The organism is Mycobacterium sp. 3519A (genome assembly GCF_900240945.1).
Lineage (GTDB): Bacteria > Actinomycetota > Actinomycetes > Mycobacteriales > Mycobacteriaceae > Mycobacterium.
On the sequence record NZ_OESG01000011.1, the window covers coordinates 123,202 to 146,210 of the forward strand.

Here is a 23,009-nt window from a genome sequence, read left to right on the forward strand (position 1 = left end):
GGAGTTCAGTGCCGGAGCCGAGGCCCTATGCAACGCTCCTCGCCAAGGGTGAGGACCGTCGGCAGCGCATCCTGTCGGTCGCCGAGCGACTGCTGGCCCGCAACGGCTGGCGCAATACCTCGCTGGCGCAGATCGCCAAGGAAGCCGGCGTCACGCCCGCGGGGCTGCTGCACCACTTCGAATCGAAGGAACAACTGCTCAACGCGGTGCTCGACGCCCGTGACACCGACGACGAGATCCACGCGGACTACCGCTCAGGCGACCTGATCACCGAGCTGTCCCGGGTCCCGGAGCGGTTCGAGCGGGCGCCCGAACTCGTCGGCACCTTCACCGTGCTGCTGGTCGAGAACATCGCCTCCGATGCGCCACTGCACGATCGGCTGCACAAGCGGTACCGCGATGCCGTCGACATCATCACCAAGATCATTCAACGCGGACAAAGTGACGGTTCCTACCGCCCCGATCTCGACGCGGCCAGCAAGGCCGTGGAGATACTCGCCTTCATCAACGGAATGGAGACACTATGGTTGCTCGATCCTTCAGTCCCGCTGGCCGCGGTGTTCAAGGGGTACGCCGAGTCGCTGGGCCGCGAGCTGGCGCCCAGGAGCTCGACATGAGGTACCGGCTCGACGTCGTCGCGCCCACCGTGCTCGATGCGGTGACGTTCGCAGGTGGCTGGATCTGCGACCGGGTGATGGCGGGATGGGATGTCACCGTTTTGATCGGCGCCGACGACGATGCGCGGCCGCTCGAGATTCTCGGCGCCGAGGTGCGCAGTCTGGAAGACGTGCTGGCGGCATGGGAAGACCGCCCGCATCCGCAGACGGTCGCGGTGGCCGCCGAACTCGTCGACAGCGACGCGCGCGTACATCAGCATGTGCTCAACGCGCTCGAGCAGGGCGGCACCGAGGTGACACTGTGGGGTGAGCGACTGCCCGCCGAGCTGGACGACAGTGTCGACTCCGTCGAGCACCATTTGAGCGCTGCCGCACGGGCTTTCAAGACCCAGGCGTTGGCCGCGGCGGATGCTGACGCCACTGTCTCCCGCGCCGAGACGTTCCGCTGCGGAATGATGGCCTCGGTCGCCGCCGACCTCGTGCCCGCAAGCTAGGCGAGGTCGATCAGCACCTTGCCGATCGCACGCCCGGTCGCGACGTGTTCGAGCGCTGCGACCGTTTCGGCCAGCGGGTAAACCGCGCCGATGTGGGGCGCCACTCGGCCGCTGACGAGATACTCGCGCAATTGCCGTTCGTTGCGGTCGAATTCGTCGGGCGGCACGTCCTGGAACTGAAACCCCAACACGCGGATCCCCTTCACGAGCACCAGGTTCAGTGGGATGCGGGGGATGACGCCCGACGCGAAACCGACGGTGACGAACCGCCCGCCGCGCTTCAGCGATCGCAATGCCGGCTCCGACAGGTCGCCGCCGACCGGGTCGATCACGATATCCGCGCCGCCGGGCACGGCCTGCTTCAACGCGCTTCGTAGGTCTGCTGTCGTGTGGTTGACGGCCCGCGTGGCCCCGTAACCTGCTGCCACGTCGAGTTTTTCGGCGGACGACGCGACAGCGGTGACCGACGCGCCCAGTCGCACGGCGAGTTGGACGGCCGCCAGACCGACACCTCCGCCCGCACCCAGCACGATCACGTCGTCGCCCTCCCGCACACAGGCCATCGACCGCAATGTGTGAAACGCCGTGCGGTAGGCCACGCCGAAGGCCGCCGCGGCGCGGTCATCGATGCCGTCGGGTATCCGCGACAGTCCGGCGGCAGGCACCGCGACCTCCTCGGCGAACGCGCCACAGAGGCCGGTGCCGGTGACACGGTCGCCGACCGTGAAACCCTCGGCGCTATCGCTGGTTTCGACGATCGTGCCCGCGAACTCGCTACCCGGGACAAACGGCGGCGGCACGCTGATCTGATACCGGTCGGCGATCAGCAGCACGTCCGGGAAATTCACCGCCGCCGCACCGACCCTCACCCGCACCTGCCCCCGCGCAACGGTCGGTGAGGGACGCTCTTCGATGCGGACCACTTCCGGCGGCCCGTACGCCGAGCAGACTGCGGCCCTCACCGGTAGTCGCTGGACTCGGCCAGGTCGGCCGCCGAGCGCATCAACGCCGTGATGACGGGGCCGTATGCGAGCAACTTCTCGTTGTCGCCGGCCCGTTGGAAGCCCTGCTCCAGGACGATCGCCAGTTTCCACTTAGCCAGCACCAGGTAGTAGTCGAGGTCGTCGACCTGACGGCCCGACACCTTGGCGTAGTGCTCTACAACGTCTGTGCGGGAGGGCATTCCGCGCATGTCGACGTAGCTCATCGCCGACGGCGCGTCGGTGTCTTCCGGCCAGCTCTGCACCATCCAGCCGAGGTCCAATTTCGGGTCGCCGACGGTGCCCATCTCCCAGTCGACGATCGCCGCGAGTTGCGCGGGCGCGCCTTGTTTGTACATGACGTTGGCGAACTGATAGTCGCCGTGCATCAAGCCGGGGATGAAGTCGATCGGCTTGTGTGCTCGCAGCCAGTCGGTGGCGACGTCCAGGCCCTCGATCTCCCGGCCCTTGATCCGTTCGAAGAAGGCGATCCAGCGGTCGACCTGGCGTTCGTGGAAACCGTCGGGACGGCCGAGATCGTGCAGCCCCTTGGCCTTCCAGTCGACCTTCGACAGCAACGCGATGCCTTCGGCCAGCTGATACGCCAGCCCGGGACGTGCATCGACATCGGTGTGGAACGGCTCCGGCCAACGCGCGTGGGCGTCCATCGGAGACCAGCCGTCGACGAAGCCCATCAGGTAGAACGGCCTGCCGAGCACCGACGCGTCGTGGCATACGCCGACGGCTTTGGTGTGGGGGACATCGGTGCCGTCGAGGGCCTCGATGATCCGCCACTCCCGCAGGATGCCCTTGTCGCGGTCGGCCGGTGCGTCGGGGGGAGGCATTCGCAGCACACACGTGTGTTCGCCGCGGCGCAGTTCGTAGATCACGTTCTGCGTTCCGCCGGAAAGGAATCGGGCCGTCAAGGGCTCGCCCTTTCCCGGCAGCCCCGCGTCGTCCATCCAATCGGCGAGGCGGGCCGTGTCGACCTCAGGGTGACTCACAGGTTACCCACCTCGTTCTCCAGATAACTGGCGTACTTGGCCCTGGCGGCCTCTCGCTTGCGCGGGGTCCACTCGGTGGGCCAGGTGTCGTCGGTGGCCTGGTAGCCGCGCAGTACCTGCTTGGCGACGGTGGTCTTGTGCACCTCGGTCGGACCGTCGGCAAGGCCCATCACCGCGGCGCCGGTGACCATCGCCATGAACGGCATCTCGTTGGTGACGCCGAGCGCACCGTGCACTTGCATTGCCCGCCAGGCGATGTCATGCAGCACGGTCGGCATCACGACCTTGACGGCGGCGATGTCCTTGCGGACCTTCTTGTAGTCGTTGTACTTGTCGATCTCCCACGCCGTGTAGAGCACCATCAGCCGGAACTGCAGCAGTTGCGCGTACGAGTCGGCGATGTAGCCCTGCACGAACTGCTTGTCCGCGAGCAGGCTGCCCTGCGTCTGGCGGCTCAAGGCACGTTCGCACATCATGTCGAGCGCCTTGCGGGACAGGCCGATGGTGCGCATCGCGTGGTGGATGCGCCCGCCGCCCAACCGGGTCTGCGCGATCACGAACGCCTGCCCCTCGCCGCCCAGCAGCGCCTCGGCGGGTACCCGCACGTTGTCGTAGTGGATCAGCGCGTGTGAACCTTCGTCCTCAGCCTCCCCGTGCAGGCCGACGTTGCGGACGATGTTCACACCGGGGGTGTCGGTAGGCACCAGGAACATCGACATGCCCTGGTAGGGGCTCACGTCGGGGTTGGTCACCACCATGACAATCAGGAACGATGCGGTTTTGGCGTTCGAGGAGAAGAACTTCCAGCCGTTGATCACCCAATCGTCGCCGTCGCGTACGGCGCGAGTGGTGAACAGCGTCGGATCGGCGCCGGCATGCGGTTCAGTCATCGAATAGCAGGAGAACAACTCGCCTTCCAACAGCGGGCGCAGGTAGCGCTCCTTCTGTTGCTCGGTGCCGTAGTGCGCGATGATCTCAGCGTTGCCGGTGTCAGGCGCCTGGCAGCCGAACACGATGGGCGCCCACTGCGAGCGGCCGAGGATCTCGTTCAGCAGCGCGAGCTTGAGCTGGCCATAACCCTGCCCGCCGAGTTCGGGCCCGAGGTGGGTGGCCCACAGCCCTTTTCGGCGCACCTCCTCTTTCAGTGGGTCGATCACCTTGCGCCGGTTGTCGTCCAGCGGCGTGAACTGCAGGTGCGGAAACGCGAGGTCGAGTGGTTCGATCTCGTCGCGGACGAATTCGTCGGCCCAGTCCAGCACCTTCTGGTAGTCGGGGTCGGTCTCGAAATCCCACGCCATGTCGGGTCTCCTCTTCTACGCGGACAGTTGGTTGTAGCCGGCGATCAACGCCGCGATGTCGCGGCCGACGACCTCGGAGAACGAACGTTTGCCGTAAGTGCCTGCCGCCCAATGCCGGACACCCTCACTGACATGCATCCCGGCGAGGCGCGAGAGATGCCGAACGTCGACATGTGCCGCCAGTTTGCCGTCGGCCTGTGCTCGTGCGAACAGCTCACCGAACATGTCGACGTCGGCGTCGTCGAGCGGTTCACCGGCGAGGATGCGGTGCTCGTGGCGGTATCCCTCGAGGATGGTTTCGATGATCAGCTCGCGGGGGTTGCGGGCCATCGAGCGTTCGAGGCTGCGCAACGCCTCGTTGATGACGGCGTCCACCTCATAGTCCGTTTGCAGCAACGAGCGGACGGTCTCTTGCGCGGCGCGGGTCGACAACAGCCCGACTTCGAAGAGCACATCTTCTTTGGCCGGGAAATAGAAGTAGAACAGCGCGCGCGACACGCCCGCCGCGCGGCAGATGTCGGCGACGGTGGTGTTGGCGTAGCCGTTGGTGCGCCACAACGCCATCGCGGCTTGTACCAGCGAACGTTTGGTCTCGTGCGACCTGGCCCGCTGGTACGACGCTCGCCGCTGACCACCGTCAGCGGCGATACTGGCGCTGTTCTTCGGCACTACCGCACTGTAACAGGCATATTCGCTGGTTGGAATAGTTGACGCCAGTCTAACTATCCGAGGTCCGTACTTGAGTGAACGCCACGGCTGAGCTTGCTGGCTTGCTAAGTCAGGTAGACCTTGCGCAGCGGCTCCGACACGGTCCAGACAGTCCGGGTGCCAGCCGCCAACCGGGCGACATCACCTGCTTTCAGGTGCAGTGGTTCGCTGCCGTCGTCGAATTCCACGACTGCACTGCCGGATAACACGACGAAGAACTCCTCAGATTCAACGTCGCGCATGCCGCCGACGGTCATCTCCCACACACCGACTTCGACATCGCCGATGCTGCCCAACACGGCCGATCCGGTCTTGGGATGACCGCTGACGGTGTCGTCCTCGGCGACGTCGTGCAGTTCGAGACGCAGCGCACATGCGGCTGTGGCGGTGTTGGGTTGCAGCTGCATCATCACATGGTCTCCGGTTTGGCGTTCACTGTGGACTCACCGGATTTCTACTTGACATTTAAGAAGCGAGCAATAGCGCTGAGGTGACGAGCATGACGACAGCGGTGGCGCCGTGCACGCCATAAGCGACGGACTTGGCGCCGCCGTCGCGGAGCACGATGATCGCGTCGGCGATCGGAATGATGGTGGCGGCCAGCAGCATCCAGCCGAGAATCTGTGTCTCACCGGCAGCCATCAGAATGACCACGAACAGACCCGATGCGATATCGCGGACGCCCTTGACGCTCATGTAGGCGCCGACGGACGGCTGGCCGAGATCTGGCTGCACACCGTAGCCGGCGGCGGCGACGCGCGGCGCGACGAGAAACCGTGCGCCGATGAAGATGATCGCCGCGGCGATGAGTCCGGCGAGAGCGTAAGCGACTGCGGTCATGGCAGGAGTCCTTTGTCGTGTCAGTGGATCGGGGAGAACCGGGTCGGTTCGAGGATCACCGACTGAACGTCGAGGATCTCGGCAACGTCGAAACCGACCATGTCGGCGGCGAATTCCGGGCTTTTCATGATGTGCTGCGCGAGTTGTTGCGCGTCGGCGCCCGGTGGATAGCCGATGAGTGCGACGAGCCGGTACGCGTCGTGGCTCTGCTCGGTCCACACACCATGGGTGGTGACCCCGAAGCTCTCGAACGTCGGTAGGTGGCGGGCCCAGTGAACAGATGCGTACTGCTGCAGCGCTTCCGGCGATCGCAGTGTGTAAGTCCGAAGCTCGATCATTGGGGGACCACCAGCACCAGGCACAGGGCAGCCACGGCCAGGCCCTGCAGTACGGCACGGGCGTCGATCACCCGATCCCACTTCGCTTGCAGTGCACGCCCGTCCGGGAACGGCTGCCCGGTGTCCGAAGCCGCGGTGAGACGTCGATTGATCGGTGCGCTCACCCGGGTGTAGACCGCGAGCCAGGCCAGGAGCAGGACCAGGGCTGTGCCCGCCGCGATCGCCTGCGCCCAATGTGCGGCGACTGCGGCCGACACCACGCTCGTCGCGGTGGCGACAATCCCGAGCACGCCCGCTACCGGCATCCGTCGGTCGCCGTATCGGTGCACGCGTCCCATCACTGCCACCAGAGCGCTGTCGTCGACCAACGCCAAGGCCGGTCGCAGCGCAATCGCACAGAACACGTCTGTGCCGTAGACCACCGCAGTGCCGAGCACCGCGATCAGCGCGGCGGCACGGGTGATGAGGTCCAAGTCCATGTCGTGGGTCCCTTCGAGCGGTAAGTGCTAGCAACGCTAACCCTCGGATCGGCACCGTGTCAATAGCGCCGCTAGCATTTCTAGCTGTGCTACTGTTGGGCATGGCTATTGGGGATCGCCGCGAACGCGAGCGCGCCGCCCGCCGGGAATTGATCGTGAAAACCGCCCGCAAGCTGGCGGAGGCCGAGGGCTGGGATGCCGTCACCACCCGTCGGCTGTCCGCCGAGATCGAGTACAGCCAGCCCGTGCTGTACAAGCACTTCAGCGGGATGGAGCAGATCGCCGATGCCGTCGCACTCGACGGGTTCGGTGAGCTCGCCGAGGCGATGCGCAACGCTCGAGACGGTGCCGCCGCTGCTGGCGACGCGCTGGCCGACGTTGCACACGCCTATCTCGACTTCGCTCGAAGCAATCCCGCGGTGTACGACGCGATGTTCACCCGCGCGACCGCGCTGCGTTTCGCCGCCGACGACACACCGCCCCAGTTGACAGCCGCCTTCGCCGAACTGCACCAAGCGGTCGGTCTCGTCGCCGACGTGAAGGATGCGGATTCGCTCACCGAGGTGTTGTGGGCGGCGTTGCACGGCCTGGTCACCCTCAGTCGCACCGACCGACTACGTCCCGGCTACGACGCGGAACGCGTTCAACTGCTCGTCCGCCAGATCATCGGCTGAGTGACACCAATTTGTGCAAGTGCTCAGCATTGGTGTCGGTGTCAGGTGAAGATGGGGGCGACATCACTCGAGGGAGGGTCAATGGCCGGTCGGGTAGCAGGCAAGGTCGCGTTCGTCACCGGCGCAGCGCGCGGGCAGGGACGCAGCCACGCGGTGCGGTTGGCGCAAGAGGGCGCCGACATCATCGCGGTCGATATCTGCCGACCGTTTCCTGATTCACCGGCGCCGCCCGCCACCCGGGAAGATCTCGCGGAAACCGCCGACCTGGTCAAGGCGCTGGACCGCCGCGTCGTCACCGCGGAGGTCGACGTCCGCGACTACGACGCGCTGAAGGCCGCGGTCGACGGCGGCGTCGAGCAACTCGGCAGCCTCGACATCATCGTCGCCAACGCGGGTATCGGCACGATCGGCACCCGACTCGACCGGATGAAGGAAGACATCTGGCAGGAGATGATCGACGTCAACCTCGGCGGGGTGTGGAAGTCGGTTAAGGCGGGCGTCCCGCACATGCTGGCGGGCGGTCGGGGCGGCTCGATCGTCTTGACCAGTTCGGTGGCGGGCTTAAAGGCCTACCCGCACACCGGGCACTACACCGCGGCCAAACACGGTGTGGTGGGCCTGATGCGGACCTTCGCGGTCGAACTCGGCGCACAGTCCATCCGGGTCAACTCCGTGCATCCGACGCACGTGAACACGCCGCTGTTGCACAACGAGCAGACATACCGGATGTTCCGGCCTGACTTGGAAAACCCGGGCCCCGACGATATGGCGCCGGTGTGCCAGACCTTCCACATGCTGCCCATCCCGTGGGTGACTGCCGAAGACATCAGCAACGCAGTGCTGTTCCTGGCGTCCGACGAAGCCCGCAACATCACCGGCGTCGCGCTTCCGGTCGACGCGGGCAGCTGCCTGAAGTAGAACCGAAAGGACCGACACCGCATGACGATTACGTCGGATACAGATGTCTACTACGACCCCTATGACATCGGCATCGTGCACGATCCATACCCCGTGTACGCCCGGCTGCGGGACGAAGCTCCGATCTACTACAACGAGCGCTACGACTTCTGGGCGATCTCGCGCTACGCCGACGTGGAGAAGGCGCTGGCCGACTGGGAGACCTTCTCCAACAGCCGCGGCGACATCCTCGAGTTGATCCAGTCGGATTTCAACATGCCCAAGGGCGTGATGATGATGGAGGACCCGCCGGTGCACACCATGCTGCGCGGGCTGATGTCCCGGGTGTTCACCCCGCGGCGGATGGCGGAGATCGAAGACCAGATCCGCCGCTATTGCGTCAATTGCCTTGACCCGCATGTCGGTTCGGATGGCTTCGACATCATTGCCGAACTCGCCTCGATGATGCCGATGCGGGTGATCGGCATGCTGCTCGGCATCCCCGAGTCGGATCAGGTCACGGTCCGCGACGCCAACGACGCGAACCTGCGCACCAAGCCGGGGGCGCCGATGAAGGTGGTCAACGCGGACAAGATCGCCGACGGCCGCATCTACGCCGACTACATCGACTGGCGTGCGAAGAATCCCTCCGATGACCTGATGACCGCGCTGCTCAACGTCGAGTTCGAGGACGAGCACGGCGTCACGCGCAAACTGACCCGCGACGAGATCTTGCGCTACACACAGGTGGTGGCCGGGGCGGGCAACGAGACGACGGGACGGCTGATCGGCTGGCTGGCCAAGGTGCTCGCCGAGCATCCCGACCAGCGCCGCGACATCGTGGCGGACCGTTCGCTGTTGAACCGCGCCGTCGACGAGACGTTGCGGTTCGAGCCGACCGGACCGCACGTAGCACGCTGGATGGCAAGGGATTTCGAGTGCTACGGCACGACAGTGCCCGCGGGCAGTGCGATGCTGCTGCTGTTCGGCGCCGCCAACCGTGATTCCCGCAAGTACACCGATGCCGAGACGTTCAACATCCACCGCGACTACATCTCGCATCTGACGTTCGGCAAGGGCGTGCACTATTGTCTCGGCGCCAACCTCGCCCGCCTGGAAGGCCGCGTCGCCCTCGACGAACTGCTCAACCGGTGGCCGGAGTGGGATATCGACTACGACACAGCCGAACTCGCGCCGACGTCGACCGTGCGAGGCTGGGAGAGGCTGCGGCTGGTCCTGCCGTGAGTGCCGCCGAAGTGTTGTCGCTCTGTACGTGGGCAAAACGACAAGTGCACTTCTCCTGCACTAACGCGCTCCGCGCTCGGATTTCGCCCCCGCTTTGGTATGTTCGGCGCGTTTGTGACCGGCCCCCTGCTGTTTGGTCGCGGTACGCGCCTTCTTGCCCGTCGACGACGGTGCAGCATCGTTGTCCTTCGCGACCGACGGCTTGCTGGATCGGGACGGTTTCTTCGGCGGCGCCGACGGCACGGTGGTCACGCCCGGAGGCTCGGTGGTCACCCCCGTGGATCCGCGCGGCACGGTGATCGGTTCGGCTTTCGCGGGCGGCCCGCCGAAGTTGCTTGCGATGGCGCCGACGAGTTGCTTGGCAGCGCTGACGGGGATGTCGACGACGGCCGGGCCGACATACGCGACTGCCGCGACGGGACCGCCGGCCCTAAACGCGTCGTTGAGCCCGGTCAAGAATTTCTGGAATGCGGGGAACTCCACCGCGAAGCCTGTCCGCGTGAGTTTGGAGTAGGTGATCCGCCACTGACCGTCGACCTCCTCGTACCGGTCGGTGTAGTGCCCGTACCCGTGGATCGTGACAAGGCCTGCGACGGAAAGTCGGTCCTGCATCGTCCATACGGCACTGGCAGTCGTATCGGAAGTGACTTCGATCTGCGGGTCATATCCCTGGTGGCGGGTGTTGATCGCGCTCAGCGTCAGCGACGTGAACGCAATGAACGAGTCGCGGTTGGGGAAGTACGGACCGAACGAGCCCGTGGTATCCACCACGGCGTCGGGAGCGAAGAGTTGGCGTAGCGCAAGCCAGTTCTTGGTGTCGACATCGTTGAAGTACGTCGCCTTGAGCAACTCCACGGCCGCCGCCTCAGGCGGTTCCGCGGCGTTTGCGACGGGGGTGGTCCCAGCAGCGAGTAAGACCGCCGTGCCCAACACGACCGCAGCTCGCCGTTCGGCCATGAGCACCATTCGTTTCCTCCTGTCTGGTGGGGTCATCCGTCGCATATTACATATTCAAAGTCAAAAGTTGGATATACAAAAATGCTGATGCTGCGGAATCGGCCGGTAGTCTTCGGATATTCAACATCCGCAGGCTTGGAGTAGCTCGTGACCGGTTCGTCGCCGCCCACCCGTCGAGTGGTCGAAATAGTCGAGTTACTCGTCGCACGTGCGGGCGTGCCGACCCGGCTCAGCGACATCGTCAAGGCACTGGATCTCAACCAGGCGACGGCGTACACGATCATGAAGGAGCTCGTCGACGCCGGGTGGGTCACGCGCGATCCTGCCAGCAAGGCGTTTTCGATCGGCGCCGCACTCGCCGGTCTTGCCAGGCAGATCGATCAGTCACCGTCAGTCGCACACGCGGCGCAACTCGCGGCGCAAGCCGCCGTCGCCGACACCGGCTACGCCGCATCGGTGTCTGAGCGGGCCGGGAACCAACTCGTCATCACGGCCTTCATCGCCGCACCAGGCGTGCACGACGAGAAATGGCACGCCGCGGTCGGAGATCGACTGCCGTTCGCTGCGCCCTTCGGACCGGCCTATGCCGCTTGGGAATCCGACGACGAGCGGCTGGCTTGGATTCGCCGCAGCGGAGTGAACAATCGCGCGTTCCACCGCCGTCTTGACCAATTTCTGACCGATACGGCCCATCGGGGCTACAGCGTCGAGCGGATGAGCCCCGAGATGGTAGCGGCGATCCCCATCATGACCAGACTCCAGGCTGAAGCGCTGTCGGATTCGATGCGCGGTCATCTCGACCACATCCTGCTCGAAATGACTGGCACCCCGGGTGACCCGACAGAAGCCGGCGGACGACATTACGTCGGCGCGATGAGCGTGCCGATCTTCAACGATGTCGGGCGCGTTTCGCACAGCATCACGCTGCATCCGTTCACCAACCTGTCAGCGCGCAAGATCGACCAGATTGGGCGTCGTCTTCGGCGGGCCGCTGAGTCGATCACAGCCCGGATAATTAAGCGCTCTGCTGGTTTTCGACGCGTTGACGTGCGCTGATTCGTTCGTTATGTTCCCAATATTCGTGTCGAATTGTTGATTACTCGACTGTGCGTGGGCAACGCCAAGGAGAACAGTGCAGCGCAGCGGCACACCGGGCCGGCCGAAGAAGTTGGTCATCGGTGCCAGCGGTTTCCTCGGCTCGCACGTCACGCGTCAGCTGGTCGCGGCCGGCGAGGACGTACGGGTCATGCTGCGCCGGACCAGTTCCACCAAGGGCATCGACGACCTTGACGTGCAGCGTATTCACGGCGACATTTTCGACGTCGGCTGTTTGAAGGACGCGATGTCGGATTGCGACGTCGTCTACTACTGCGTGGTCGACGCTCGGATGTGGCTGCGTGATCCGTCCCCGTTGTTCCGCACCAACGTCGACGGTCTGCGCTGTGTGCTCGACGTCGCAGTCGATGCCGGCTTGCGCAAGTTCGTCTTCACCAGTACCACAGGCACGTTGGCGATCAGCGACAGCAGACCTGTCACCGAGGCCGACGCGCACAACTGGTCCGACGGCGGCGCGTATATCGCGTCCCGGGTGGCGGCCGAGGACCTGGTGCTGGCCTACGCCCGCGAGCGCGGCCTCCCGGCAGTGGCGATGTGCGTCTCCACCACTTACGGCCCAGGCGACTGGGCGCCGACTCCACACGGATCGGTCATCGCCGCGATCGCCGCCGGTCGCTTCCCGATCTACCTCGACTATTCGGCCGAGGTAGTCGGAATCGAAGACGCCGCGCGCGCCATGCTGTTGGCCGCCGATCGTGGCCGCGACGGTGAGCGCTACATCATCTCCGATCGGTATCTGAGCGTCCGCGAGGTCAACGGCATCGCCGCAGCAGCAGTCGGGCGGAAACCGCCGCGCATCGGGATTCCACTGCCGGTGCTCAAGGTGGCAGCACGCGCCAACGACCTCGCGGCCCGGATACTCAACCGCGATCTGCTCTTCGCCTACGCCGGAATCCGGATGGCCGAGTTGATGTCGCCGCTGGACCACAGCAAGGCCGAGCGTGAACTGGGTTGGACGCCAAGGCCTGTCGAAGAATCGATCCGCGACGCGGCTCAGTTCTTCGCGGCCCGGCGCCGCGGTGAGCGCTTCACTCAGCCCACCCGGGATTGATCGTGGAGATGTGATCGAGGTTGTCCTCGGCCCAGGCTCGCAACATGCCCAGGGGGACAGCGGCGCTCGCGCCGAGTTCGGTCAGCTCGTACTCGACTCTGGGTGGCACATCGGCATATACCGTCCGACTGATCAGCGCAGCGGATTCGAGTTGTCGCAGGGTGCGTGTCAACATCTTCGAACTGATGCCCGGCAGCTGGTCCCGCAACGCGGTGAAGCGCACGGGCCCGTCTTCGAGCAGACCGATCAACAGCGCCGACCACTTGTTGGCCAGCAGATCCAGCAGTATCCGGCATGGGCACAGTTCTCCGTACACATTGTGAACGTCATGCTGGCCTGTGCGACAGGTTTGAGTCATCGCCGTGCCGTTGCCTTCCTTGTTCGCGGGGTTTTTGAGCGGGGCGCTTCGGGCGCTCGGGTCAGCCCGGCGAGCAGCACCCGCACTGCCTTGGCCCGGCCCGCGTGATCGTCGGCGGCAACGGTCATGCGGATGAACATGGCGATGTCGTCGGCGGAGATACCGGGATGCAGGCCCCCGGCCTCGCGGAGGCGGATCGTGAACGGTTCGACGAGATCGGTGATCAGGCGTTGCGCGTGCGACCTGGCGCGCGGGCTCGTCGCCGCCAGTCGGAGAAAGGTCTCCGTCTCGGCGTCGGTCAGATCGCAACTGTCGGTGAACACTGACCGGAAGGCCGCGAGCGGGTCGGAAATTGCTTCAGGAGAGTCCGCGGCGCCGTCCGCGTCGGCGAACAAGTCGTCGAGGACCGCCACGACCAGATCGTCCTTGTCGGGGAAATGCCGGTACAGAGTCGTGGGTCCGACGCCCGCGCGGCGTGCGATTTCCTCGAGGCTCGCTGCAGGCCCCTGTACGTGAAACGCCTCGCGTGCGGCGGTGACGATGCGCTGCCGGTTGCGTTGCACATCTCGGCGGGGCGTCCGCATGGTCGTCCTCCCTCGATCCGGTAGCGCAACTGCCATATTAGCGATCCACGCTCCCAGCAGATTGTCAACGAGCGCTCAGTGGGCGCATAGCTTGGTGCTGCACGATGAGCCATTCGCAGTGGCCGAGGGATCGGTGTCGTTTGGAAGGGCACGGTGACCTCATGACCGCTACCGATCCGGATCGCTTCGGTGCCGAGGCGACGCCCCGCGGTGTCATCGAAACCGCGTTCGGCCTGCTCGACCTCATTGCCGAGCTGCAACCGGTTCGGCTCGTGGATCTCAGCGCGGCCGCGGGGCTCCCGCATCCCACGGTGCACCGGCTACTTCGACAACTGGTCACTGTCGGGGCGGTCCGACGGGAGAGATCGCGCTACGCCCTCGGCGCGAGCCTGTTGCGTCTCGGCGCGACGGTGACGCCCGCGGCCCGACTCCGTATCGCCTGCAGGCGCCCGATGGCTGAACTCGCCGCGATCACGGGCGCGGCGGTGAGCCTGTCCGCCGATCTCGGTGACGGCCCGATTTATCTCGATGCACTCGCAGCGCGCTCGCCGGTGCGATTCCTCGCCAAAGCCGGAGGCGTCGTCCCTGCCGAAACCGCGCAGGGGCGCGCCCACCACACGCTCACCGCGCCGGTCGTCGATGCCGGCGAAGTCGCCGCCGACTACAGCTGTGTCGCGATGGGCATTCCGTACGGTTCGGCAACCGGTGTCGCGGTGGTGTCCACCTTGATTCCGTCGTCCCGTCCGTCGGACGTGATGCTGGCGGCGACCCGCCGAACGGCCGAACGCATAGCCAACGTCATGCTCACGAATCCGATGTGACACTCCGCAAAGCCTTGACCTGCAATGGTTTCCACCGGGTTACCAATGGTCCTTGCATGTCACCGGCCTTGGTTGGTTAGCCTCGCCGGGTTCGCCCCATCCATCGAGGAGCACCCATGTCTGCAGCCGACCGCCGATTTTGTCCATTCATTGGACACTGGTTAGCGGACTCGGCGGGACGGTTTCTAACTTCGGGCCCCATGAGTGAGGCCATCGAGGAGCTGTGGACGCGGCACACCCGGTACGAATTCGAATCGAAGGACGCCGATCTGGCGGTGTCGACGATGGTGCCGCATGCGCGGGTGATGCACCTACCGACGATGAGCGGGGCATCGGGGCGTGAGGCGTTGCGCGCCTACTACGCCGAGGTTTTCATTCCGGCCCAGCCACCGGACACCAGCCTCGAACTCGTGCGGCGCTCGCTCGGCGACGACGTGCTCGTCGACGAATGCATCATGGAGTTCACCCACGACCGGGTGATGCCGCACCTTCTTCCCGGCGTCGCCCCGACCGGCTTGTCGCTGCAGATTCCCTTCGTCGTGGTGGTGACGTTCGAAGACTCGCTGATGCTCAGCGAAACCCTCTACTGGGATCAAGCCCAGGTGCTTCGGCAGGCCGGGTTGTCCGGTACCGAAGGAGATCTCTTGCCCCCGATAGCGGACGTCACCGGCTATCTGCGCCAACTTCAGAACGAAGGTGTCTGACCGTGGCTGACTCACGAATGATAGTGCAACGCAGTACGGTTCGCGCCGTCGTGGTACCGCTGCGGCATCCGATCATCGCCGCGATCGGCCGGTTCGACCATTGGCCCTTGGTGCTTGTCGACGTGGAGTTGGCCGACGGAGTCATCGGCTCGAGCTACATCGCGCCGTACCGGGTCAAGTCTCTGCCGGTGGTGGTCGCCGAACTACGCGATCTGCTCGACGGGCTCCATGGCCGCGACATCGCGCCCGGCGACGCCTTCCGGGAGGCGCTGACGTCGCTCAATGTCGTCGGGCTGGCTGGTGTCTCGACGATCGCGGTGTCCGCAATCGACATGGCGCTGTGGGATGCCCTGGCCAAGACCGCCGGTCTTCCGCTGGCCCAGCTTCTCGGCGGCTCGGTCGGCCCAGTGCGCGCATACAACAGCAACGGCCTCTGGCGCCATCAGGTCTCGACGCTGGCTACCGAGGCCAGGGCGTTGGTCGAAGAAGGCGGGTTCACCGCGTTGAAGATGCGGCTGGGCAACACGCACCTGCGCGACGACCTTGCGGCCATCGACGCGGTCCGGCAGGGGATCGGGGCCGATATCGACCTCATGGTGGACTTCAATCAGGCCCTCGGCCTCGGTGATGCGATTCGGCGGTGCCACGAACTCGACGAGCAGAACTTGTACTGGTTCGAGGAACCCATCGCATACGACAACGTCCGCGGCTATTCACAACTCGCCCAGAAGGTACGCACGCCACTGCAGGCAGGCGAAAACTACTACGGCGCACGTGATCTACTGAATTTCCTGGACAGCGGCGGTGTTCACTACGCCATGGGCGACCTGATGCGGATCGGTGGTGTCACGGGTTGGCTGCAGACGGCCGGAGTCGCGGCCGCGGCGGGCATCCAGTTCTCCAACCACCTGTATCCGGAATTCGCGGCGCACCTGCTTCGGGTCACGCCAACGGCGCACTGGCTGGAGTGGGTGGACTGGGCACGCCCGATCCTGGCTACCCCACTGCAACCCGAGCGCGGCACGCTCACCGCTGTCGATCAGCCCGGCGCCGGCCTGGCCTGGGACGAGCAGGCCGTCAACAAATACGCCGTCCAGATCTGACAACCCATTTCAGACCACAGCCGAGAGGTGACCATGCAGACCGTACGAGAAGCCTTTTTCGAGATCGCCCGCCAACTGGGGCTCACGACCATGTTCGGCAACCCGGGTTCGACCGAAGAACCCTTCCTCAAAGATTTCCCAACCGATTTCCGCTATGTGCTGGCCCTGCAGGAGGCGCCGGCCGTGGCCATGGCCGACGCCTACGCGCAGCGCACCGGGCGCGCGGCGCTGGTGAACCTGCACACCGCCGCCGGAATGGGCAATGCGGTGGGCAACATCGAAAGCGCCTGGTACAACCGTGCCCCGCTGATCATCACCGCCGGCCAGCAGACCCGCGAGATGCTGTTGCTGGAACCGTATCTGACCAACGTCAAGCCCGAGGTCGTACCTCAGCCGTACATCAAGTGGGCCTATCAGCCGGCCCGCGCCGAGGACCTGCCCGCGGCCTTGATGCGTGCCTATGCCACGGCGGTGCTGCCCCCGGCCGGGCCGGTCTTCCTGTCGATCCCGATGGACGACGGCGACCAACCCTGCCCCCGACTTCCGCTGCTGCGCACCGTGAGTCGACGGCTGTCTGCCGATGTCGACGCGTTGGCCGAAGTGATCGCAGCGCTCGAGTCGGCCCACTCACCGGTTCTGGTCATCGGCGGCGCCGTGGATCAGGTCGGCGGCTGGGACGATGCCGTGGCGTTGGCCGAGAAGCTGCGATGCGATGTGTGGGCGGCGCCCGAGGAAGGCAGGCCGGGCTTCCCTGAGACGCATCCACAGTATCGAGGCACACTTCCTCCCGCGATCGGTCCGCTGACGCAAGCATTGTCGGGCCACGACGTGATCGTCGTCATCGGCGCGCCGGTGTTCCGCTACTACCCGTACGTCCCCGGTGAGTACCTGCCCGAAGGCGCCGTGCTCTTCCACATCACCGACGATCCGGCCGAGGCGGCGCGCGCACCCGTCGGCACCGCGATCCTCGCCGACCCTGGCCGTTCCTGCGCGGTGATCGCCGACGCTGTGCCGCAGGCGAATCGAATTCTGCCGTCGGCGCGGCCCGCCCCGGCGCCCGCCCTTCTCGACGACCGCATCACCGCGGAGTGGCTGTACCACACCATCCAGACGGTCCGTCCGGCCGACAGCGTCATCGTCCAGGAGTCACTTTCCACGCTGCGCCAGTTGCGCCAGCAGATCCCGACCGATCAGCCGAAGTCGTTCTTCTCCATGTCCAGCGGCGTGCTTGGCTACGGGCTGCCCGCCGCGGTCGGCGTGGCCCTTGCCGAGCGCGACGAAGGCACCAACAGGAAGGTGATCTGCATTGTCGGTGACGGGGCGGCCAACTACGTGATCCAGAGCATCTGGACCGCCGCGCAACACGATCTGCCCATCCTGTTCATCGTCGTGCGCAACGGCGCCTACAACATTCTGAAATCCTTCGCGCACCTTCTTGAAACTCCCCGGGTTCCGGGCCTCGACCTACCGGACCTCGACTTTCAGGGGTTGGCTCAGGGTTACGGGTGCACCAGTGAACGGGTCACCTCAGCCGAGGCCCTCTGCGAAGTGATCAAGCGGGGAATCGACGCTGACCGCCCCCACCTCGTCGAGGTGGCGGTCGATGCGACGGTCCCACCGCTGATCTAGCCACACGACCGGGATGATGCCCATGCGCGCAGCAGTTCTCACCGAATTCGGTGCACCACTTCAGATCCTCGAGCTACAAGTGCCGTCACCCGGGCCGGGGCAGGTGCTGGTCCGGGTGATGGCAAGCGGAGTCAACCCGCTCGACACGAAAATTCGGCGCGGACAGGCGGCGCACGCACAGACGGTGCCGCCCGCAGTCCTCGGAATTGACATGGCGGGTGTGGTGGAATCGGTGGGTGACGGTGTCGATGCATTCCGGCCCGGTGACGAAGTCTTCGGGATGACCGGCGGCGTCGGCGGCATCCAGGGCTCGCTGGCCGAGTTCGCCGCCGTCGACTGCCGATTGCTCGCGCCGAAACCGCGCACACTTTCCATGAAGGAGGCGGCCGCCCTGCCGTTGGCGTTCATCACCGCCAGGGAGGCGCTCGTCGGTCACGCGCACATCCCTGATGATGCCTCGGTGCTCGTGCACGGTGGGGCGGGCGGTGTCGGTCACGTCGCCATCCAACTCGCCCGCTACCGCGGTGCGAAGGTCTTCGCCACCGGCGGTGCGGCGAGTCAGGAGATCATCACTGCGGCGGGTGCGACAGCGATCGACTACACCACGACGACGGTGGCCGAGTACGTCGAGAAGCATTCGGCGGGTGATGGTTTCGACGTGGTGTTCGACACCGTCGGTGGGTCCGCGCTGGACGACTCGTTCGCCGCCGTCAAGCGCTACACCGGTCATGTGGTGAGTGCGCTCGGCTGGGGCACGCACAGCCTGGCACCGCTGTCGTTCCGTGCGGCCACGTACTCGGGTGTGTTCACGCTGCTGCCGCTGCTGAGCGGACAGCACAGGGACAGGCACGGGCGTGCCCTTCGGTTGGCGGCGGAGATGGCCGACTCCGGTCGGTTGGTGCCCCGACTGGACGGCCGGACGTACACGTTCGCGAACCTCGACGAAGCCTATGCCGCCGTCGAAAACCACACCGCCAACGGGAAAGTCGTTGTCCAGATCGCGTCCGGCGATACAACAGGAAAGAAGCACTCATGAATGCACCGCGGCCGCTCGGTAGCGACGTCCAGCCCGAATACGAAGTGGTAGCCGAGATCACCGACCTGATGCCGACAGGTGTCACGGTCAGCGACGACGGACGCGTGTTCGTCTCATTTCCGCGGTGGGGCGACCAGGTCCCGTACACCGTCGCCGAGATCGTCGACGGTACGGCCGTCGCATATCCGAGCATCGAGGTGAACGCGTGGACGGGGGCGGCACCGCGGGAGCGGCTCATCTCGGTGCAGAGCGTGATCGTCGACCCAGACGGCTACCTGTGGCTGCTGGACACCGGCGCACCGTCGTTCTCACCGTACGTGGCCGGGGGCGGACCCAAGCTGGTCCGAGTCGATCTGAACTGCAACGAGATCGACCGTGTGCTTCCGATCGACGACGCGGCGATGACGCCGACGACGTATCTGAACGACGTCCGGTTCGACTTCAGCCGCGGCAGGTACGCGTACATCACCGACTCGCAGCCCACCGGTGCGCTCATCGTCGTCGACCTCGACACCGGGCAGTCCTGGGACCGCCTCCGCGGCCACCGAACCACCCAGGCGGAGGACCAGTTTCGGGCCGTGGTCGAAGGTGTGGTGCGCGATCAGTACCGCGTCGGTGCCGACGGCATCGCGATCAGCGCCGACGGTGCCCGGCTGTACTACTGCCCGCTATCGTCGCGCCGGCTCTACAGCGTCGACACCGCGGCGCTGCGCGACCGCGACATGCCCGACGACCTCGTCGCGCAGACAGTCCTCGACCACGGCGACAAATGCGCGTCCGATGGTCTCGAAACAGACACTGCCGGAAACCTTTACGCCACCGCCTACGAGCACGGCGCAGTGCTGCGCCGTAACCCGGCGGGCGAGTGGACCACGGTGCTGCAGGCAGGAGAACTGTTGTGGCCCGACACCTTGGCCATCGCCGCCGACGGGCAGTTGTACGTCAGCGTCAACCAGTTACCGCGCCTCCCGCTGTTCAATCACGGAGCCGACGACCGGATACCTCCCTACCTGATCATCCGGGTCGACATCGGCGCGCAACCGATCCGGCTCAAGCCGTGAGCGGCACCGAACCCGAGTTGGCCGATGGATTCACCGCGATAGCGCACAGTGATCAAGGCGGCAGGCCCGATGCGATGCAGTTGCAGTACTGGAACGAACACGTCTACGTCGGCCACCTGTTCAGCGGTGGCTTCAGCGCGATCGACGTCAGCGATCTGCGTGCGCCGAAACCCGTTGCGTTCGAGCCTGCGCCGCCCAACACCTGGAACATCCACCTGCAGGCGGCGGACGATCTGCTTCTTGTCATCCACGCCAAGGACTTGTGGAAGCAATTCGACACCGAAGCCAACTATTACAGCGGCTCACTGGGCACCCGGCTCGGCGGAAGCGAGCAGAACTGGTCGGCGGGGGTGGCGGTCTACGACATCGCGGTGCCGTCGGCGCCACGCTGCATCGGCTTCCTGCCGATCGACGGCGTCGGCGCGCACCGGTTGTGGTACACCGGCGGACGCTATGCCTATGCGTCAGTGCTGCCAACCGGATTCAGCGACTACATCTTCGCGGTGATCGATCTGTCCGACCCCACACAGCCGGTCATCGTCGGAAACCATTGGCTGCCGGGTATGAACTCGGCGGCGGGCGAGAAACCGACATGGGACACCACTCGATGGCGGTATGCCCTGCACCACGCGATCATCGCGGGCGACACCGCGTACTCGTCGTGGCGCGATGGCGGGCTGGCGCTGCTGGACATCAGCGACAGAGCCAACCCGCGGTCGATCGTGCACCGCAACTGGTCGCCGCCGTTCGGCGGGGGCACTCATACTTCGCTGCCACTACCGGAACGCGACCTGCTCATCGTCGCCGATGAAGCCACCGCCGACGAACTGGCCGACGGCCTGAAACACGTCTGGGTGTTCGACATCCGGGAGCCGTCGAACCCGATCAGCATCTCGACGTTCCCGACCCCGACGGAACAGGACTACGCGGGTAAGGGCCGCCATTTCGGCCCGCACAATCTGCACGAGAACCGGCCGGGCAGCTTCGTGTCGGACACGATCATTTTCGCGACGTACCAGAACGCGGGCCTGCGCGCTTTCGACATCAGCAATCCCTTCGGCCCCCGCCAGATCGGGGCGTTTGTGCCAGGGCCGCCGGATCGTCTCGTCGACCCGCGGCCCGGCGGCAGGCAAGTCATTCAGACGGCCGACGTCTACGTGCGCAGCGACGGGATCGCGTTCACCACCGACTACAACGGTGGACTCGACATCGTCGAATTTCACGGCTGATCAACAGAACAGGAACCCGATGAAGTCAATCGTCTACACGCGCACCGGAGATCCGTCGGTGCTGACACTCGTGGAGCGACCTTTGCCCGCGGTGGGCGCGGGGGAGGTCAGGGTGAATATGGTTGTCTCGGGTGTCAACCCGACCGACTGGAAGGCCCGGCAAGCACCCAACGCGGCCGTCGCCGCCGGCGGCCAGGTGCCCAACCAGGACGGTGCCGGCGTCGTCGACGCGGTTGGCGACGGGGTGACCGGCTTGAAAAGCGGTGACAGGGTGTGGGTTTGGGATGCCGCCTGGCAGCGGCCCGACGGCACCGCCCAGGAATATGTGTCCCTCCCGGCCGACCAGGTCGTGCTACTACCCGACAACGCCAGCTTCGACGTCGGCGCGTCGATGGGTATCCCGGCGCTGACCGCCCATCGCGCGCTCACCTCGCACCGGGGAGCGCCGACGCAGTTGCATCCGGGCGCTCTGAGCGGGTTGACCGTTCTGGTGGCGGGCGGGGCAGGCGCCGTCGGCCATGCCGCGATCCAACTCGCGGTGTGGGCCGGTGCGGCCGTGGTGACCACGGTCAGCAGTGAGGAGAAGGCCGAGTTGTGCCGGGCGGCGGGTGCACACCAGATCATCAACTACCGTCGCCAGGACGTTGCGGCAGAACTGCTTCGCCACCATGCCCAAGGCGCCGACATCATCGTCGAGGTGAATCTGCGCGCCAACGTCGCCGAGGACTTGGCGATAATTGCGAACGACGGCGTCATCACCGTGTACGCCTCTGACGAGCAGGATGCGGTTTCCGTCCCGACCAGGGCCGCCATGACCAAAAACGCCCGCCTTCAGTACATCCTGACCTACCTCACCGAACACGACGAGAAGATGGCCTCCGTCCGGGCGGTGAATGCGGCGATCGCCGACGGTGCCATGGAGGTGGGTGAACAGGCGGGGTTGCCGTTGCACCGCTTCCCGCTGGAACGCGCCGCCGACGCACACCGCGCGTCCGAATCCGGCGTGATCGGCAAGGTTCTCATCGACGTGGCGACCGTATGACAAGCCGGATCCGTGTCGGACACATCGACTTGAGTTTTCACGACGCTGCCGCACGGGAAGTCGAGCGGGTCCTGATCGGTCACGGCCATGACATCGAACGCTCGGCAGCCCCGCACGAGGAGATGTTCCGCCGCATGGGCGACGGCGACGTCGACGTCCTGGTGTCCGCGTGGTTGCCGAGCAGCCACGGAGCGTATCTCGCTCCGTTCGCCGATCAGGTGCGCAAGGTCACCGTCTTGTACGAGCCGTACTGCCTCTGGGGCGTGCCCGACTACGTTCCCGAGGATGCCGTTCGAGGTGTCACCGACCTGCTGGCAGAACCGGCGTTGACCCGGATGGAGCGACTGATACAGGGAATCAATCCGGGCGCAGGCATCAGCCGGTTCTCTGCGGACATCATCGACCAGTACGGTCTCGGGGCAGCAGGATACGAATTCCGCACGGGCACAGAAGAACAGTGCTTCGGCCGGTTCGTGGACGCCGTCGCGCAACAGCGATGGGTGGTGATCCCGCTCTGGCAGCCGCAATGGCTGCACCATCGCTACCGGATACGCGAACTCGACGAGCCCAAGGGGCTGCTCGGCGGCACCGACGAGGCCACCTTGATCGTCCGCAAGGACGCCGAGGCGCGGATCGGCGATGAAGCCCTTTCCGAACTGGCCACGCTGCATCTGGGCAACGCGCGGGTCAGCGAATTGGACGACCTGCTCCAGTAGGTGCCGCAGATCACCACCTGGAGTGGTG

27 protein-coding genes are annotated in these 23,009 nt (G+C 65.5%); 16 read left to right on the top strand and 11 right to left on the bottom strand.

Translation table 11 applies throughout. The features are described 5' to 3' along the window. The first annotated feature begins 8 nt into the window (after positions 1–8). Positions 9–617, top strand: coding sequence for a TetR/AcrR family transcriptional regulator (locus C1A30_RS00750; protein WP_101946378.1), 609 nt, complete (start codon positions 9–11; stop codon positions 615–617). Continuing rightward, positions 614–1,111, top strand: coding sequence for a hypothetical protein (locus tag C1A30_RS00755; protein WP_101946379.1), 498 nt, complete (start codon positions 614–616; stop codon positions 1,109–1,111). Before C1A30_RS00750 ends, C1A30_RS00755 begins: the two co-directional genes overlap by 4 nt. Here the strand turns inward: C1A30_RS00755 and C1A30_RS00760 are convergent. The 8 genes from C1A30_RS00760 to C1A30_RS00795 form a co-directional block, all read right to left on the bottom strand. Next, on the bottom strand, positions 1,108–2,073 hold the full coding sequence (locus C1A30_RS00760) for an NADPH:quinone oxidoreductase family protein (protein ID WP_101946380.1): 966 nt from the start codon (positions 2,071–2,073) through the stop codon (positions 1,108–1,110). The genes C1A30_RS00755 and C1A30_RS00760 overlap by 4 nt on opposite strands. Beyond that, positions 2,070–3,053: a phosphotransferase family protein gene (locus C1A30_RS00765; protein WP_200828133.1), complete on the bottom strand. Its 984-nt coding sequence runs from the start codon at positions 3,051–3,053 to the stop codon at positions 2,070–2,072. Before C1A30_RS00765 ends, C1A30_RS00760 begins: the two co-directional genes overlap by 4 nt. A 38-nt stretch (positions 3,054–3,091) precedes the next feature. Next, on the bottom strand, positions 3,092–4,393 hold the full coding sequence (locus C1A30_RS00770; protein WP_101946382.1) for an acyl-CoA dehydrogenase family protein: 1,302 nt from the start codon (positions 4,391–4,393) through the stop codon (positions 3,092–3,094). Positions 4,394–4,408: 15 nt separating this feature from the next. After that, a complete protein-coding gene (locus C1A30_RS00775) occupies positions 4,409–5,062 on the bottom strand; it encodes a TetR/AcrR family transcriptional regulator (protein ID WP_200828119.1) in 654 nt (217 codons plus the stop codon). Between the two features lie 104 nt (positions 5,063–5,166). After that, positions 5,167–5,511: a cupin domain-containing protein gene (locus tag C1A30_RS00780; protein WP_101946609.1), complete on the bottom strand. Its 345-nt coding sequence runs from the start codon at positions 5,509–5,511 to the stop codon at positions 5,167–5,169. A 55-nt stretch (positions 5,512–5,566) separates the two neighbouring features. Next, positions 5,567–5,941, bottom strand: a complete 375-nt coding sequence (locus C1A30_RS00785) for a DUF4267 domain-containing protein (RefSeq protein WP_101946383.1) — start codon at positions 5,939–5,941, stop codon at positions 5,567–5,569. Positions 5,942–5,961: 20 nt separating this feature from the next. Then, entirely contained in the window at positions 5,962–6,279 is a 318-nt protein-coding gene (locus tag C1A30_RS00790) for an NIPSNAP family protein (protein ID WP_101946384.1), read from the bottom strand. Then, positions 6,276–6,758, bottom strand: a complete 483-nt coding sequence (locus C1A30_RS00795; RefSeq protein WP_101946385.1) for a DUF1772 domain-containing protein — start codon at positions 6,756–6,758, stop codon at positions 6,276–6,278. Before C1A30_RS00795 ends, C1A30_RS00790 begins: the two co-directional genes overlap by 4 nt. 101 nt (positions 6,759–6,859) lie before the next feature. Here C1A30_RS00795 and C1A30_RS00800 point away from each other — a divergent pair, with 101 nt between their 5' ends. The 3 genes from C1A30_RS00800 (at position 6,860) to C1A30_RS00810 (ending at position 9,574) form a co-directional block, all read left to right on the top strand. Then, positions 6,860–7,432, top strand: coding sequence for a TetR/AcrR family transcriptional regulator (locus tag C1A30_RS00800; protein WP_101946610.1), 573 nt, complete (start codon positions 6,860–6,862; stop codon positions 7,430–7,432). Positions 7,433–7,513: 81 nt separating this feature from the next. Beyond that, positions 7,514–8,350 carry a mycofactocin-coupled SDR family oxidoreductase gene (locus tag C1A30_RS00805; RefSeq protein ID WP_101946386.1) on the top strand — a complete coding sequence of 279 codons (837 nt, stop codon included), beginning with the start codon at positions 7,514–7,516 and terminating at the stop codon, positions 8,348–8,350. A gap of 21 nt (positions 8,351–8,371) precedes the next feature. Further along, a complete protein-coding gene (locus C1A30_RS00810) occupies positions 8,372–9,574 on the top strand; it encodes a cytochrome P450 (RefSeq protein WP_101946387.1) in 1,203 nt (400 codons plus the stop codon). A gap of 60 nt (positions 9,575–9,634) precedes the next feature. Here C1A30_RS00810 and C1A30_RS00815 read toward each other — a convergent pair whose 3' ends face one another. Then, complete coding sequence (locus C1A30_RS00815; protein ID WP_160112666.1) at positions 9,635–10,567, bottom strand: nuclear transport factor 2 family protein; 933 nt, start codon at positions 10,565–10,567, stop codon at positions 9,635–9,637. A gap of 111 nt (positions 10,568–10,678) precedes the next feature. On the opposite strand from C1A30_RS00815, the gene C1A30_RS00820 reads away from it, so the two are divergent. Together C1A30_RS00820 and C1A30_RS00825 are read left to right on the top strand one after the other, a co-directional pair. Beyond that, positions 10,679–11,587 carry a helix-turn-helix domain-containing protein gene (locus C1A30_RS00820; protein ID WP_101946389.1) on the top strand — a complete coding sequence of 303 codons (909 nt, stop codon included), beginning with the start codon at positions 10,679–10,681 and terminating at the stop codon, positions 11,585–11,587. 76 nt (positions 11,588–11,663) lie between these two features. Next, complete coding sequence (locus C1A30_RS00825; RefSeq protein WP_101946390.1) at positions 11,664–12,698, top strand: NAD-dependent epimerase/dehydratase family protein; 1,035 nt, start codon at positions 11,664–11,666, stop codon at positions 12,696–12,698. Here the strand turns inward: C1A30_RS00825 and C1A30_RS00830 are convergent. Together C1A30_RS00830 and C1A30_RS00835 are read right to left on the bottom strand one after the other, a co-directional pair. Then, positions 12,676–13,056: a helix-turn-helix domain-containing protein gene (locus C1A30_RS00830; RefSeq protein WP_101946391.1), complete on the bottom strand. Its 381-nt coding sequence runs from the start codon at positions 13,054–13,056 to the stop codon at positions 12,676–12,678. The two genes, C1A30_RS00825 and C1A30_RS00830, sit on opposite strands and share 23 nt — an antisense overlap. Beyond that, positions 13,053–13,640, bottom strand: coding sequence for a TetR/AcrR family transcriptional regulator (locus C1A30_RS00835; protein WP_101946392.1), 588 nt, complete (start codon positions 13,638–13,640; stop codon positions 13,053–13,055). Before C1A30_RS00835 ends, C1A30_RS00830 begins: the two co-directional genes overlap by 4 nt. Positions 13,641–13,801: 161 nt before the next feature. Here C1A30_RS00835 and C1A30_RS00840 point away from each other — a divergent pair, with 161 nt between their 5' ends. The 9 genes from C1A30_RS00840 to C1A30_RS00880 all read left to right on the top strand — a co-directional run bounded on the left by C1A30_RS00840 (position 13,802) and on the right by C1A30_RS00880 (position 22,981). Further along, positions 13,802–14,461 (top strand): helix-turn-helix domain-containing protein, encoded by a 660-nt coding sequence (locus C1A30_RS00840; RefSeq protein ID WP_160112667.1) that lies wholly within the window; start codon positions 13,802–13,804, stop codon positions 14,459–14,461. A gap of 200 nt (positions 14,462–14,661) precedes the next feature. Further along, complete coding sequence (locus C1A30_RS00845) at positions 14,662–15,165, top strand: nuclear transport factor 2 family protein (protein ID WP_101946394.1); 504 nt, start codon at positions 14,662–14,664, stop codon at positions 15,163–15,165. A gap of 2 nt (positions 15,166–15,167) precedes the next feature. Further along, complete coding sequence (locus C1A30_RS00850; protein ID WP_200828120.1) at positions 15,168–16,268, top strand: enolase C-terminal domain-like protein; 1,101 nt, start codon at positions 15,168–15,170, stop codon at positions 16,266–16,268. A gap of 33 nt (positions 16,269–16,301) precedes the next feature. Then, positions 16,302–17,897 carry a benzoylformate decarboxylase gene (mdlC, locus tag C1A30_RS00855; RefSeq protein ID WP_235009593.1) on the top strand — a complete coding sequence of 532 codons (1,596 nt, stop codon included), beginning with the start codon at positions 16,302–16,304 and terminating at the stop codon, positions 17,895–17,897. Between the two features lie 22 nt (positions 17,898–17,919). Next, positions 17,920–18,933, top strand: coding sequence for a zinc-dependent alcohol dehydrogenase family protein (locus C1A30_RS00860; RefSeq protein ID WP_101946611.1), 1,014 nt, complete (start codon positions 17,920–17,922; stop codon positions 18,931–18,933). Further along, a complete protein-coding gene (locus tag C1A30_RS00865; RefSeq protein ID WP_101946397.1) occupies positions 18,930–19,994 on the top strand; it encodes an SMP-30/gluconolactonase/LRE family protein in 1,065 nt (354 codons plus the stop codon). The genes C1A30_RS00860 and C1A30_RS00865 overlap by 4 nt, the downstream gene beginning before the upstream one ends. Continuing rightward, positions 19,991–21,223: an LVIVD repeat-containing protein gene (locus C1A30_RS00870; protein WP_101946398.1), complete on the top strand. Its 1,233-nt coding sequence runs from the start codon at positions 19,991–19,993 to the stop codon at positions 21,221–21,223. The genes C1A30_RS00865 and C1A30_RS00870 overlap by 4 nt, the downstream gene beginning before the upstream one ends. A 19-nt stretch (positions 21,224–21,242) precedes the next feature. Beyond that, positions 21,243–22,265, top strand: coding sequence for an NADPH:quinone reductase (locus tag C1A30_RS00875; protein WP_101946399.1), 1,023 nt, complete (start codon positions 21,243–21,245; stop codon positions 22,263–22,265). After that, on the top strand, positions 22,262–22,981 hold the full coding sequence (locus C1A30_RS00880) for a glycine betaine ABC transporter substrate-binding protein (RefSeq protein WP_101946400.1): 720 nt from the start codon (positions 22,262–22,264) through the stop codon (positions 22,979–22,981). Before C1A30_RS00875 ends, C1A30_RS00880 begins: the two co-directional genes overlap by 4 nt. Positions 22,982–23,009: the final 28 nt, after the last annotated feature.

Excerpts from the sequence above, each read along its gene's own strand:
- C1A30_RS00755 (WP_101946379.1), top strand. The coding sequence starts at position 614 with ATGAGGTACCGGCTCGACGTCGTCGCGCCCACCGTGCTCGATGCGGTG.
- C1A30_RS00765 (WP_200828133.1), bottom strand. The coding sequence starts at position 3,053 with ATGGACGACGCGGGGCTGCCGGGAAAGGGCGAGCCCTTGACGGCCCGA.
- C1A30_RS00770 (WP_101946382.1), bottom strand. The coding sequence starts at position 4,393 with ATGGCGTGGGATTTCGAGACCGACCCCGACTACCAGAAGGTGCTGGAC.
- C1A30_RS00780 (WP_101946609.1), bottom strand. The coding sequence starts at position 5,511 with ATGATGCAGCTGCAACCCAACACCGCCACAGCCGCATGTGCGCTGCGT.
- C1A30_RS00785 (WP_101946383.1), bottom strand. The coding sequence starts at position 5,941 with ATGACCGCAGTCGCTTACGCTCTCGCCGGACTCATCGCCGCGGCGATC.
- C1A30_RS00790 (WP_101946384.1), bottom strand. The coding sequence starts at position 6,279 with ATGATCGAGCTTCGGACTTACACACTGCGATCGCCGGAAGCGCTGCAG.
- C1A30_RS00795 (WP_101946385.1), bottom strand. The coding sequence starts at position 6,758 with ATGGACTTGGACCTCATCACCCGTGCCGCCGCGCTGATCGCGGTGCTC.
- C1A30_RS00800 (WP_101946610.1), top strand. The coding sequence starts at position 6,860 with ATGGCTATTGGGGATCGCCGCGAACGCGAGCGCGCCGCCCGCCGGGAA.
- C1A30_RS00805 (WP_101946386.1), top strand. The coding sequence starts at position 7,514 with ATGGCCGGTCGGGTAGCAGGCAAGGTCGCGTTCGTCACCGGCGCAGCG.
- C1A30_RS00810 (WP_101946387.1), top strand. The coding sequence starts at position 8,372 with ATGACGATTACGTCGGATACAGATGTCTACTACGACCCCTATGACATC.
- C1A30_RS00815 (WP_160112666.1), bottom strand. The coding sequence starts at position 10,567 with ATGACCCCACCAGACAGGAGGAAACGAATGGTGCTCATGGCCGAACGG.
- C1A30_RS00830 (WP_101946391.1), bottom strand. The coding sequence starts at position 13,056 with ATGACTCAAACCTGTCGCACAGGCCAGCATGACGTTCACAATGTGTAC.
- C1A30_RS00835 (WP_101946392.1), bottom strand. The coding sequence starts at position 13,640 with ATGCGGACGCCCCGCCGAGATGTGCAACGCAACCGGCAGCGCATCGTC.
- C1A30_RS00840 (WP_160112667.1), top strand. The coding sequence starts at position 13,802 with ATGACCGCTACCGATCCGGATCGCTTCGGTGCCGAGGCGACGCCCCGC.
- C1A30_RS00845 (WP_101946394.1), top strand. The coding sequence starts at position 14,662 with ATGAGTGAGGCCATCGAGGAGCTGTGGACGCGGCACACCCGGTACGAA.
- mdlC (WP_235009593.1), top strand. The coding sequence starts at position 16,302 with ATGCAGACCGTACGAGAAGCCTTTTTCGAGATCGCCCGCCAACTGGGG.
- C1A30_RS00860 (WP_101946611.1), top strand. The coding sequence starts at position 17,920 with ATGCGCGCAGCAGTTCTCACCGAATTCGGTGCACCACTTCAGATCCTC.
- C1A30_RS00865 (WP_101946397.1), top strand. The coding sequence starts at position 18,930 with ATGAATGCACCGCGGCCGCTCGGTAGCGACGTCCAGCCCGAATACGAA.
- C1A30_RS00875 (WP_101946399.1), top strand. The coding sequence starts at position 21,243 with ATGAAGTCAATCGTCTACACGCGCACCGGAGATCCGTCGGTGCTGACA.
- C1A30_RS00880 (WP_101946400.1), top strand. The coding sequence starts at position 22,262 with ATGACAAGCCGGATCCGTGTCGGACACATCGACTTGAGTTTTCACGAC.